Source organism: Nocardia sp. NPDC004711 (genome assembly GCF_053601595.1).
This window is the reverse complement of record NZ_JBSGCB010000114.1, coordinates 1-12131: the sequence shown is the minus strand read 5'-3', so window position 1 is coordinate 12131 and position 12131 is coordinate 1. Positions and strand designations below refer to the sequence as shown.

The following is a 12131-nucleotide window of genomic DNA, read 5'->3' as shown; positions in this document are numbered from 1 at the left end:
GGCTTTTCCGCGGTGCACGAGCAGCCCACCGTGCACATCGTGATCGCCTCGCTGTTCGCGGCCATCATCGGCTCGGTCTCGTTCTGGGGCTCGGTCATCGCCTTCGGCAAGCTGCAGGAGATCCTGCCCGGCCGCCCGATCGGCGTCGGGAGGCTGCAGCAGCCGCTGAACATCCTGCTTTTCGCAGCGGCGGTCGTGGCGGCGGTGGTGATCGGAGTCGGTGCGGCCGGCGAGGGCGTGTCTCAATGGTGGATGATCGGACTCCTGCTTCTGGCTGCTGTGTTGGGTTTGATGGTGGTGCTGCCGATCGGTGGCGCCGACATGCCGGTCGTCATTTCGCTGCTCAACGCGTTGACCGGTCTGTCCGCGGCCGCCGCGGGTCTGGCTTTGGACAACACCGCCATGATCGTGGCCGGCATGATCGTCGGCGCGTCCGGCACCATCCTGACCAACCTGATGGCCAAGGCCATGAACCGGTCCATCCCCGCCATCGTCGCGGGCGGATTCGGTGGTGGTTCAACGGCTCCGGGCGCATCGGGCAGTGGCGAGCAGCGCCAGGCCAAGGCCACCTCCGCCGCGGACGCCGCGATCCAGATGGCGTATGCCAACCAGGTCATCGTGGTCCCGGGTTACGGCATGGCCGTGGCCCAGGCCCAGCACGCGGTCAAGGAGATGGCGGCCCTGCTCGAGGCCAAGGGCGTCGAGGTCAAATACGCCATCCACCCGGTCGCCGGTCGCATGCCCGGCCACATGAACGTGCTGCTGGCCGAGGCCGAGGTCTCCTACGACGCCATGAAGGAAATGGACGACATCAACGGCGAATTCGCCCGCACCGATGTCGCCCTGGTCATCGGCGCCAACGACGTCACCAACCCGGCCGCCCGCGAGGACGCCTCGTCCCCGATCTACGGCATGCCGGTACTCAACGTCGACCAGGCCAAGTCCGTGATCGTGCTCAAGCGGTCGATGAACTCCGGCTTCGCCGGCATCGACAACCCGCTGTTCTACGCCGACCACACCTCCATGCTGTTCGGCGACGCCAAGAAATCCGTCGGCGCGGTCACCGAGGAACTCAAGGCGCTGTAGCCGAGCCACCTCTCCAAACAGCGCCACCACGCCGTCCGGTGGCGCGCCGTGCTGTCACCGCGCCTCATTCTCGAACTTGTAGTGCGCGGTGACAGCACCTTTCCAAGACCCGCGCCACACTCCAGCGCTGCTGTGGCGCGACGTGCCGTCACCGCGTTACCCGGCCCTCTCACGCGCGGTGACGGCACACCTCCCAAAGGACAGCGTGCCATTGCTGAGCCCTGAATGGTGCGGGGGTGCCGCCATCGCGTCCTTGCCCAGGGTCCCGCGCGGTGACGGCACGGCTATTCCATAAAAGTAGGCGCAGGCGCGAAGCCGCGAGCATGGCGCCCAGACTGATCAAACGACAAATGTATGGCCGAGCAGGATTCGACCTACTCCGACACCGAATCCTGCTGGCCTGACTGCTGAGTCATCGCCACCGAAAGTGCGACAGAGCCGTTATCCTCTGGACAGACCCATCACTGGTCCCGCCGGACAGCTCGCCGCGGCTACTTCCGGCGTTGCGGCCCAATGGGATCGGGCACAGGTAGCGCGCCTGGCAATGCTCGGCGGCTGAACTCGGTTCGCGACGCCGTTGCGGCGCTGGGCGATACGTATGGGAACTGATTCGCGTCCTCGCCGTCCCGATCGCCTCGCTCGGGGTATGGCTAGCGTTCGCGGCCGCCGCTATGGCCGCACCCTCCAAAGAGTGGTGCGAGAGCCGATCAACACGAGAGTTTCCGACTGTGACTGTTCGGGCGCTCGGGTTTCACCGCCGCCCGGCATCGTGGCCGCCGACAGGGGAGATCGCTTGAAACACAACGTCATTGTGTGGGTCACCGTTCCGGACTGGGTGCGGCGATAAGCGGCGTCATCATCACCGTCGCCGGTGGAGGCCCCGGTGCGGGCGGTTGGGGGCTGGTGGCTGTGCACCGACGGGATCACGCGCCTGTGCTTCGGCTGTGTTCACTCGTTTGCTGGGGTGTCGAGTACGCGGAGTACCCATTGGTCTTTGCCTCTGGTTTTGGCGTGGTAGAGCGCGCGGTCGGCAGCGTCCAGCAGGGCCGCGGCCGGGGTGTCGGCCACGGTTGTCACGGCCCCGATGCTGGCCGACATCCGTAGTTCGTACTCGCCGATGACGATCGGGGTGGCTAGTGCGGACAGCAGCCGGTCGGCGACGGCGGTGACGCGAAGGTCGTCAGCCGGCGGTGGGACGAGGACAACGAATTCGTCGCCTCCGATGCGGGCGATCATGCCTTTGTCGGCGGGCAGGCTGTCGCGCAGGCGGGTTGCGACAGCGATGAGGAGTTGGTCGCCGATTCCGTGACCGTAGCGGTCGTTGATCTGTTTGAATCCGTCGAGATCGACGAAACACAGTCCTACTCGGTCGCGATCGGCGGCTGTGGCGGTGAGCGTTTCGATCCGTTCGAGAAGGTGGCGCCGGTTGGGTAGGCCGGTGAGCACATCGTGGCGCGCCTGCCGGTGCAGTTCGGCTTGCAGCCGGTGCTTCTCGGTCACGTCCTCTCCGACTGCGAGGAGATGGTCGGCCTGCCCGTTGGATCCTTTCACGTAGGTGATGGCGATCGATGCCCATCCGGTGCTGCCGTCGTTGCGGATGAATCGCTGCTCCAGTTTCGCGGTGCCTTCGCGCGCCGCGATCAGGGTGCCGGAAATCAGTGTGCGGATCTCGTCGTGGTCGTCGGGGTGGGCGAACCGAAAGACCGAGGTCCCGCGCAATGCTTCGACCGGGACACCGATCATGCCGGCCAGGCCTGGGTTGGCATCGAGGACAGTGCCGGCGGTGTCCGCGATGGCGATCGCGATTGCGGCGTTGTCGAAGATGATCCGGAACCGTTCCTCGCCTACACGGGACGCCTCCCGCTCAGGTACTTGTTCGGGTTCGGGGTATCGCTCCACGTCATCGGCCTCTTCAGCCGGCGTCGGGAAGTGCGGTCGATGAAATCGGGCCGGTCATCAGCTGTTGGTGGAACTTCCCGAGGTGATCGATCGCGGCGCGGGCATCCGAAAGCAGATCCGCGCCAATGTGGTGGACATGGGAGGCACGGTCCCAGATCTGCAGCAGCGTCGGTACCCGGGCTTCGGCGCAACGGCGGGCCAGCATCTCCGAGTCGGGTAGCAGGCATTCGGTGGAGCCGACCTGGATCAGGACCGGTGGCAGGCCGGTGAAATCACTGTTGACCGGTGACCAGGCAGGGTCGAGTTCGCTGTCGGCGGCAAAGCCCCGGCGTGCGATGACCTCCAGAGCCTGGGCCGGAATATAGGAATCGCGATGCCGATTCGGGTGGGTGTCGCGCACGGTCGAGTCCAGATCGGCCCACGGTGCGATCGCGGAGATGCCGCCGGGCATCGGCAGCCCGCGTTCACGAGTGGCCAGCGCGAGCCGGAAAGCGAGCCCGCCGCCGGCCGAGTCACCGGAGACGATGGTGCGCTCGGCGCGGAAGCCCTGCTCGAGCAGATACCGATACGCTTCGACCGCGTCGTCGAGCGTTTCGGTCGGATGCGCCTTGGGCAACTGCCGGTAATCGACACTGAACGCGGGCATAGCGCTGGCCTGCGCGATCTTGGCGACCATGCGGCGGTGAGTGTTCAACCCGCCACAGATGAACCCGCCGCCATGGAAATACAGCAACGCCGAGTCCTGCCGTTGCTGCGGATCGAGATCGTCGTGCCACAACCATTCAGCCCGGAATTTCTCGAATCGCACCATCCGGCGCTTGGTGCCCTTCGGAGCAGCCAGGGCCGCGGCCGGAAGGTCGAGCAGGCCGCCGAGCTTCAGCAGGTGCTCGAACCGACTGTGGTCGGCGACACGGGTCAACGTCGCCAACCCGAGTCCGAGCGTGCCACGCAGCAGTGGATCGGCGATTCTGGTGCCGAGACTGGCCCGGTACCACCGTCGGATGGTCAGTGTTGACGCAGCTGCCTGCAGGTCCGGCTCGGCCGAAGACGACTCGCATCCAGCCCGGACACCTACGCCGGCCGAGCGCTGGGCACCCCCCGAACGGCACTGGATGGGTACACGACCCCGGTTCTCTGCATGGCGCAACGTCGATCCTTCGGCAGCACGGCCTACAACTGACACCGGCCGATCCTCAACGAGTGGAGGCAGGCGCACAGCGGCAGAAATACCTGCAGGCATACCTGTATCGGCCGTCACGGGAAGGATCGTGTCAGCAGGTACAAGGAACCAACCATGTGCCGGAAGCGAGTGCGCACTCAACCAGGCAGCGGTGGAGCCCAGGATGCGGTCGCTGGGGTCGATGAAGGCCGAAGGTGCTCCTGTGTCAGGAGTGCGTCACCGTTGGCATTCCGATCGGTCTCACACGAGGAGAGCGGGAGGCTCACTTCATGGCACGCAAAGGGGACTGCTGCATGGATAGGTGACAGCTGTCACCTATCCATGCAGCAGTCCCTGGCGGCTGTGGGGCAGGTCGACTGCTGCGTGTCGCGCTGTCTGCGAAATCGATCGTGGTTGGCATGCATGGGGGAAGTGTCGGTTGAGCCGGAGAAGTTGATTGCCGATCGCTTGCTATGTCGGGAAATGTGATCCACGAGTCGGCGTGTCGACACGCCGACTCGTGGGTGTCTAGCGCGGTGCACGGTGGCGCCCGCCGGGTGCCCGCATCGGGGTGCCGCGTTGGCGGAGTGCGTCGCGGATGGTGCTGGCGGGGAAGCCGGTGAGGCGGCTACAGCTGACGAGTGAATGGCCGGCGAGGTAGAGCCGTTCGACGTGGTCGATGTCGTTGGTGGTCATCGATTGGAATCGGCGGGGAACGTTGCGGTTGGTGAGCAGTTTGAGGACGGCGGTCTTGGAGATTCTGTAGCGCGCCGCGAGTTGCGTGGTCGAGGTGTCATCGCGGTATGCGTGAAGGAGTTCTTCGACCGTCGCAGGGCCGAGGCGCCGCTCGATTCTGCGAGGCTCGCGAGGGCGGTCCGCCAGAGGCTTCTTGTGTCGGCGGGGGCGTGGAGACGAGGGCCCGGTGTCGATTTTGGCGCGGGTGGTTTCGAGTTTGTGCAGGTCAGCCCGTTTGGAATACCGCCCAGCTAGGTCCACCCTGGAAGAAGCCGCAGATCATCGACCTGTGGCTTCTTTGTTGTCTGCGGTCGGAATCGCGGAGTTGGCTGCTGAGCTGCGAAGACGCTCGTTGTGGGTGGTTCGAACCCAGCAGGGGGGTTGTGAATTCAGAGCTTGATGTGGCTGTTGTGGTTCTTGAGGTATGCCGTTTGAGTTCGAGGCTGCTATGGATCCTGCTGTTCGGGTGGGTATTCGGGGCTGGTTTGGCTGTCGCCGCCGGGGCGGGTGTTGTTGGTCTCGTTCTTGGCGGGGCCTCTACTTGCGTACGTGGGAGGGGCGGCTGCTGGGCGACGACGAATACGTGATCTCCTCCGACGAGAAGACCTCGATCCAGGCCCGCTGCCGCTGCCATCCCACCCTGGCACCACGCGCCTCCCGCCTAATGCGGGTCAACCACGAATACGACCGCGGTGGATCGCTGTCCCACCTGGCCGCCTACGACGTCCATCGCGCCGAGGTCTTCGGCCACTGCGCAGCCAAAACCGGGATCGCGCCATTCATGGCTCTGGTGGACAAAGTCATGACCAGCCAGCCCTACGCCTCAGTCAAACGAGTGTTCTGGGTGGTCGACAACGGATCCAGCCGCCGCGGCAAAGCCGCCGCGGACCGGCTCATCGCGCAGTTTCCCAACGCGGCCATGGTCCACACTCCGGTGCACGCCTCCTGGCTGAATCAGGTGGAGATCTTCTTCTCCATCGTGCAACGAAAGGTCGTCTCTCCCAACGACTTCACCAGCCTTGACCGGGTCGAAGACCCGCTCATCTCATTCGAGCGCCGTTACAACAAGACCGCCCGGCCCTTCGAATGGAAGTTCACCCGGGCCGACCTCGAGGACCTCCTGGCCCGGATCGAACAGCACGAACGGAACGAGCACTCCCAACAACCCACTGGCTGTAACCACCAGCCTGCCGCATCACTGACCGCCGCGTGAACCCCCGAAGAACGTACAGGCGGGACCACTAACCCAAGGGGACGTCGAGAGGCGCCTCGACCGGATACTCCCGCGGTGCCATCGCGTAGGTATCGGTGAGCAGAGCGATGAATTCCGGGTCGGTCAGCGGCGCTGTCGGCTCGGTGTAGCGGATGCCGCGCGTGCGCAGGTCGGCGGCGAGCATCTCGAAGACCGTGTCGAGGGAAAGATCGTCGGTGTGGTCGAGGTAGCGGTTCACCTCGGCGGCATCGTCGAAAACCAGAGCCGTGTAATGGAACAGCGTCCGGCTCTCCTCGTCGCGGTAGCGGGCGATCTCGGTGTCCCCGTTGCGGATTGCCCACTCGTCCTGGTCGCGATGAAGCAACGAATGCATCTCGAGCGCCGGGAAGTCGCGATGGTCTCGCGGCCCGTTTGCTTCGCGACGGTGGTACATGCGGGAGTTGTCGGTAAGAATCGCGGTGTTCCGGAACGGTGCCTCGAATCGGGACGGAGCGCGGTCCGGGCCGGCGGGCCAGTAGGTGAAGCCACCGTCTATGTCGGAGTCGTAGAAGTAGGTGATCATCTGCCCGGTCTTGATCTCCCATCGGTCGAACAGTCCGGACTTGGCCATCACACCCAGCAGCCACACCGGAGTGTTGATCACGTCCCGCCCGCGCCAATTGCCGGTGTCGAAATGCCCAGCGTCGAAGCTGCGGGAGGGCCCGCACGTGTTGAACAGCATGTGGTGCGCGAAACCGTAACGGGCACAGTGCATCTTCTTGATCGGGTCGAGTAGCTTTCGGCCGAAGTAGATGTCGTGGATCGACTCGTCCATCGCGATACCTTCCTTGGCCAGATAGCCGCGGAATACCGGTGCGGTGAAGTCGGCGAGTCGCGCATTCGGATTGCGATCCCCGGCACCCGATATCGCCAAGTACTCCTCGGTGGAGGCGAAGTGTTGTGCGAGTACGAGTTGCCAGGGCCCGCGGCGGCGGATGAAGCCGAACAGAGAATCGACCTCGGCCGGGGTATAGAAGTCACTTATCAACCGCGGTGGGACGACCGGGGTCATAGGGTGCTGTTTCGAGGTGCGCATTGGCGTTCCTTCCATTTGGTTGCGAATCGAAAAGGGGTGAATTCCGGACCTACGGCTCACCTGGCGCGGTCAGTTCGAGGCACCATCGCTCGGTTCACCATCGGCCGTTAGGCGCTGAACGAGTTCGAGGCGATGCCCTTCGGGGTCCTCGACGAATGCCACCGAGATGCCGAATTCCGGCAGCTCCTTCCGCGGGGTAGCAACCGTGCCGCCCGCCGCCCGCGCGGCGTGGACGGCAGCGTCGAGATCGGTAACGTTGAAGCCCAGAACTGCTTCTCCGGGAGGAGGCGTGGGCCGGTTCAGGTAGTGCAAGAGCACCAGGGCGGGGTCACCACCGTGCGCCGAGGTCATAATGATCTCTTCGAGGGCGTCGCCGTCCACACCCTGCTTCACCCGGTACTTCTCGGTCATTCCGAGTACCGATGAGTAGAAGCTGAATTGGGCTTCGATATCGTCGACCAGAATTTTGGTGAATCGGAACACTGCCCCGCTAACCATTCGACCTCCCGAGTCTGTACGCGTCCGGCGGACGCTACCCGCGCAATCACGAAGGCGCTCAGCGCCTTTCCCGCTCTGCGGGAGAACGGGAGTACCTCATCCGGCCTGCACGTCCTCGGCAGACTAGAACGCGCGCACGCTCGTGACACGAGCATGCGCGGTGAATGTCATGACGTCGATGCGCTCGATGGGACGACCCGATCCGCGGTCGCCGTGGCCACGCGGAATGCGAAATCCGCGCTGTTTACCGCGACCGGGAAACGACACCGGGGCTCCTACCCGATGCGGATGCTAGCCGGTGCTAGTTCTCTGTGCGCAGATTCCACAACCCGGTGACCGAAACCTGACGAGCGGCCCGGCACGACGGCGGCCGGACGACGAGAGGCCCGCATAACAGTTCCAGACGCTCGTAAGTACGACATCCTGCTCGGCAGATCCAGACTGCCAGTGCCGGTGCGGATTTACCGGGCGAACGCACCGGGCGGAGCCGTCGCCCCAGGACTGCTCAGGATCCACGAGGCGCGCCTTCGTCGGTGGCGATCTGGATGTGCCCGAGGCAGATGCGGTGTGCCGGGCGCTGGCCGCCGCGGGAATCGGTTGTGTCAGTGACGATTACCGGCTGGCACCGGGGATTCGGATCGTGGCGCGCGCAGCGCCGGCTGGACGTAGTGCGCTACCCGGTCCCGCTCGATGATTGCGAACGTGCCTTGCGTCATCTAGACGAGGAGTTCACCGATGTGGAGGCATTCCTCGGGCCCTATGCAATCCCAATTGCTGGAGGACCCTACGCTCCCGCTCGAAGAACCCGAGCCTATGGCCAACTGGAAATGTCAGATTCCGGTCGGCGACACGTTCCGGCATCTGCCCGCTATTCGGTGAATGCGCTCGATACGGCCTGGTCTCGGGAACCGAACGGGCCGTCGTTCTCGTCGAGGGCACGACCGCGCACGCCGGCCCCGAGAAGGCCGTGCGCGACATCATCTCCGTCGAGCGCGCGACTCGTTCTGCGCCGCACCCGCCATCCCCGAGCGGTCCGATCGAACCGCCAGTGATGTGCGGTGGCACGCCTCACCTCGAACTCACCCGCGCGGTGCAAAACCATCAGCGAATAGCTCGCGCCCGTGGCAACATCCCCGTCGATGGTGATATGGACCGGCCCTTGGAAGTGCGCGCACCCACCCGCGATGAATCCCTGATGGGTCGCGGACCGCACCATCGCCGAGATGTCCCCACGGCCCTCCATGAACAGCCCGTCCACGTCGTATACGCCGTCCTCGGTCCACAGAGCTGCGACGTCCTCTGCCGCACCACCGTCCACCAGCGGTCCGTACCGCGCGACGATCCGCTGGATCTCTCGCTCGTCCTCCAGCAAGCGCAGTCGCGATTCCAACGCCGCCAAACGCTCTTCCATTACCCAACTCTCCTTGCTTCGCGTCGAGCACTTCAGCTAGTGGTCCAACTGTCCGAGCTTGGCCAGAGCAGTCAATTGATCGAGGTAGTGGTCTGTTGACGCGGCGGCGATCGATACACTGACGGTTGTCGCGCCGGCGGATGCTGCCGCTTCGAGCTGTTCACTGGTAGCGACCGGATCGCCGAGAGGATCGATCACTCCGGCCGAGAGTGCGATCTCGAAACCCGTTGGGAGGTCGACTCTTTCCAGCGTCGATCGCACCGCCGAACCGGAAAGTCCGAACGGTACCCACCCATCACCCAGTTCGGCCGCCCGTCGCAGCGAGCGCTGCGTACGACCACCGATCCACAGCGGTACCCGCGCCTGCATCGCATGCGGTTCGACAACCATATCGGAGAACTCGTAGTGAGAACCCTGATACCGGGGTGTCCGGACCGACAGCGCACTACGCAACGCACGCAGGGCGTCATCGGCCCGCTCCCCTCGCCCCGCGAACGGAGCACCGAGCAGCTCGAATTCGGCTTCCAGCGATCCGACACCGAGTCCCAGCGTCAAACGTCCGCCGGTGACGACGTCGAGAGTGCCGTAGCGTTTAGCTATCTCCAGGGGGTGGTGATAACCGAGCACCAGAACCTGAGTGACGAATCTAATGCGCTCGGTTTTCGCCGCCAGGTAGCCGAAGGTTGCCAGCGGGTCCCAATAGGTCCCGCCTCGCTGATCGGCGACATCCACAGGTACCACGACATGCTCGCTGCACGTCAGATACTCGAGGCCGAGCACGTCCGCGTGCCCGGCAATCCGCGCCAAATCCTGTATGCCCGCAGCGATTTCCCATTCCGAGTGGGCGCCGGGAACCTGCGTCACAACAGGGCTGACGAGCCCGATCTTCATCAGCGACCGTGCGGGCTGTTCGCAGGTTCCGCTTCCCGCTTCGGCAACAACCGGAGCATGGCTTCGTGGTTCTCCAACAGTAGGCCGGACCGGTCTGGACCGTTGCGCTTGTTCACCTTGGCCGCATTACCGCCCGCAATCCACACCGGCCCGTCCGCGAGATGGGCAAGCCCTTCTCGCGCAACATCATCGGGATCGCTCACCGTCATTCCCGGAATGTCGAAGTTCAAGCCGGCGCGTTCCATCGCGGGAGTACGCGTGACCCCGAGCACCAGTTCGAGTACGTCCACACCGTGTTCACGCAATTCCAGCCACAACGACTCCGCGAAGATGCGTCCGAAGGCCTTCACCCCACCATAAATTCCTTGGTGGAACCCGCCAATGTAGCCGCTCATGGAGCCGACCAGCAGCAGACCCCCACGACCCGCCGCTCGCATCAGCGCGCCGTAGTGGCGCACCAAGGCGAGCTGCGCGGTGATATTCAAGTCGATCACGGTCTGGAACCGGTCGAGGTCACCCAGAACGAACTCGCTGCCATAGCTGTTTGCACCCGCGTTGAAGATCAACAGCCCGACATCGAGATCTGAAGTGGCCGAGATGATCTCGTCGATCGACGACTTCCGCGTCAAATCGAGAGCGAGAGTGCGAACCTCGACGCCCTTTTCACGGGCCTGTGCAGCGGCCTGCGCGAGAGGTTCCGGCTTACGTGCGATGAGAACGAGATTGACACCAGCATCGGCCAGCTGGGACGCGAACGATGCGCCCACCCCTTCGGAACCCCCCGCGATCACTGCCCACGGTCCGTAGTGCTTCAGGTCAGTCACATCTGCTCCTCAACGGTTGTCGCCCAAGTCCTCGGAGAGTGTGCTCGTCCCGAATTGGAGGCAGGCGCTACCCTCCCACTGGATGGACCCCTGGTGTCCTTCGTTCCGATCCGTACGCGGTCGCCTGAGCTACCTACCAATCCTGCCAAGGCACGATCGTGTGAACTGGCGCGCTGAACAGCACTTCCTCAGCGTCTGGACAAGGCGCCCCGCGCCCCGACTCGTCCCACTGCTTCTCCCGCTCGGCCAGCTCACCAGTCACGGTGTCCGGATCGCCGTCCAAGTACAGCAATCGAATCCGCAGCGATCCGCTCGCATAGTCTCGGCGCGACTCGCCGATCGGGAGCGTGGGATGCTTCTGCACAGTGTGCAAGGCGAACGACCAAGCCCCTGCCACACCGGCGCAATTCAGCAGGTCGGGAATTCGCACCCGATCCTGCCACCGGAACTGCTCGTGGGCCTCCGCACTGTGTGGGTCTGCCAGGTACCCAACTGTGATGTGCAGCCCGCGGTTGGGGCGGAAAGGCAAAGCGTCGGCTGACACCAGAACCCGCGGCGCGACATAGCCTTTCACCGGGGTGAAGAACGCCAGCAAGGAGCGCCGGATTCCTTGCATGATCGGGCCCCGCCCCCACTGGAAGGAGTCCTCTCCCAGCTTGGTCCACTCGGCGATGCTCTGCTCGTACGGCGGCCGGAACCAATACATGGCCACGTAATCGGTCCCGCTCAATTCTTCGCCCGAAGGCCCGGCTTCGTTGCGGTCGCGGCGTCGGGCCCACCGATCGCCCCAGGCCACGCCGGGAAGCAGCAGGTTCTCCGGCCGATGGTCAAGCTGGTGCCACTCGTTGTACTCCCGATGTTGATCGGGGTCGGTCAGTTCGATGAACGAGAAGAATGCCCGCTCCGAGAACAACTTTCACCTCCTGATGCGCAAACAATGCATCGTCGCCAGGCACGACCGACTAACGGTATGGGCTTCCGTCGGCCTGCCGGACTCGGAATTCCGTTCATTGGGAGACATGGGGATGTCGTGTGCTGAGTACCGAGCGTCCACGATCGACGACATAGGAATCGACCGATATAGCCACTCCGTTCGGCCAGCGTTCATGCCCGCAGCCACGGGGAGCGCGCGGGCGCGATGGTCCGATCAGAGCGGTCGGGATATTGTGGCTGGTGCCCGGTGGGGAGATCACGAGTAGCTGATGGTCGAGAGAGATCCGTTCGAAACGCAGCGTGATGTCGGTATCGATGTCGTCACGGAGTTGCGTGCTGCGGGTTTCGAGGAGGCCGAGGAGATCGGGCGGGGCGGTTTCGGGGAGGTGTACCGCTGTAGCCAGCCG

The 12131-nt window shown here is 64.3% G+C and carries 11 protein-coding genes; 2 read left to right on the top strand and 9 right to left on the bottom strand.

What is annotated here, in order from left to right; all coding sequences use genetic code 11:
* The coding region (locus ACWEKS_RS47335) for an NAD(P)(+) transhydrogenase (Re/Si-specific) subunit beta (protein ID WP_452346252.1) at positions 1-1086 on the top strand (1086 nt) is incomplete at its 5' end.
* Between the two features lie 948 nt (positions 1087-2034).
* Here ACWEKS_RS47335 and ACWEKS_RS47330 read toward each other — a convergent pair.
* The 3 genes from ACWEKS_RS47330 to ACWEKS_RS47320 all read right to left on the bottom strand — a co-directional run bounded on the left by ACWEKS_RS47330 (position 2035) and on the right by ACWEKS_RS47320 (position 4840).
* Positions 2035-2985, bottom strand: a complete 951-nt coding sequence (locus tag ACWEKS_RS47330) for a diguanylate cyclase domain-containing protein (protein ID WP_452346251.1) — start codon at positions 2983-2985, stop codon at positions 2035-2037.
* A 13-nt stretch (positions 2986-2998) separates the two neighbouring features.
* Positions 2999-4306 (bottom strand): alpha/beta hydrolase, encoded by a 1308-nt coding sequence (locus ACWEKS_RS47325; RefSeq protein ID WP_452346250.1) that lies wholly within the window; start codon positions 4304-4306, stop codon positions 2999-3001.
* A 366-nt stretch (positions 4307-4672) separates the two neighbouring features.
* Positions 4673-4840, bottom strand: a complete 168-nt coding sequence (locus ACWEKS_RS47320) for a hypothetical protein (protein ID WP_452346249.1) — start codon at positions 4838-4840, stop codon at positions 4673-4675.
* Positions 4841-5420: 580 nt separating this feature from the next.
* Between ACWEKS_RS47320 and ACWEKS_RS47315 the strand changes: the two genes are divergently transcribed.
* Complete coding sequence (locus ACWEKS_RS47315; RefSeq protein WP_452346248.1) at positions 5421-6092, top strand: transposase; 672 nt, start codon at positions 5421-5423, stop codon at positions 6090-6092.
* A 28-nt stretch (positions 6093-6120) separates the two neighbouring features.
* Here ACWEKS_RS47315 and ACWEKS_RS47310 read toward each other — a convergent pair whose 3' ends face one another.
* The 6 genes from ACWEKS_RS47310 to ACWEKS_RS47285 form a co-directional block, all read right to left on the bottom strand.
* Positions 6121-7167, bottom strand: coding sequence for a hypothetical protein (locus ACWEKS_RS47310; protein WP_452346247.1), 1047 nt, complete (start codon positions 7165-7167; stop codon positions 6121-6123).
* Positions 7168-7236: 69 nt separating this feature from the next.
* Complete coding sequence (locus tag ACWEKS_RS47305; protein WP_452346246.1) at positions 7237-7650, bottom strand: VOC family protein; 414 nt, start codon at positions 7648-7650, stop codon at positions 7237-7239.
* An 883-nt stretch (positions 7651-8533) separates the two neighbouring features.
* Positions 8534-9076 carry a nuclear transport factor 2 family protein gene (locus tag ACWEKS_RS47300; protein ID WP_452346245.1) on the bottom strand — a complete coding sequence of 181 codons (543 nt, stop codon included), beginning with the start codon at positions 9074-9076 and terminating at the stop codon, positions 8534-8536.
* A 36-nt stretch (positions 9077-9112) separates the two neighbouring features.
* Complete coding sequence (locus ACWEKS_RS47295; protein ID WP_452346244.1) at positions 9113-9967, bottom strand: LLM class F420-dependent oxidoreductase; 855 nt, start codon at positions 9965-9967, stop codon at positions 9113-9115.
* Positions 9967-10791 (bottom strand): SDR family NAD(P)-dependent oxidoreductase, encoded by an 825-nt coding sequence (locus ACWEKS_RS47290; RefSeq protein WP_452346243.1) that lies wholly within the window; start codon positions 10789-10791, stop codon positions 9967-9969. The genes ACWEKS_RS47295 and ACWEKS_RS47290 overlap by 1 nt, the downstream gene beginning before the upstream one ends.
* A gap of 133 nt (positions 10792-10924) precedes the next feature.
* Positions 10925-11704 carry a hypothetical protein gene (locus ACWEKS_RS47285; protein WP_452346242.1) on the bottom strand — a complete coding sequence of 260 codons (780 nt, stop codon included), beginning with the start codon at positions 11702-11704 and terminating at the stop codon, positions 10925-10927.
* Positions 11705-12131 lie beyond the last annotated feature (427 nt).

Bases quoted from the DNA above. Each gene is read 5' to 3' on its own strand.
- ACWEKS_RS47300 (WP_452346245.1), bottom strand. From the start codon at position 9,076: ATGGAAGAGCGTTTGGCGGCGTTGGAATCGCGACTGCGCTTGCTGGAG.
- ACWEKS_RS47310 (WP_452346247.1), bottom strand. From the start codon at position 7,167: ATGCGCACCTCGAAACAGCACCCTATGACCCCGGTCGTCCCACCGCGG.
- ACWEKS_RS47295 (WP_452346244.1), bottom strand. From the start codon at position 9,967: ATGAAGATCGGGCTCGTCAGCCCTGTTGTGACGCAGGTTCCCGGCGCC.
- ACWEKS_RS47320 (WP_452346249.1), bottom strand. From the start codon at position 4,840: ATGACCACCAACGACATCGACCACGTCGAACGGCTCTACCTCGCCGGC.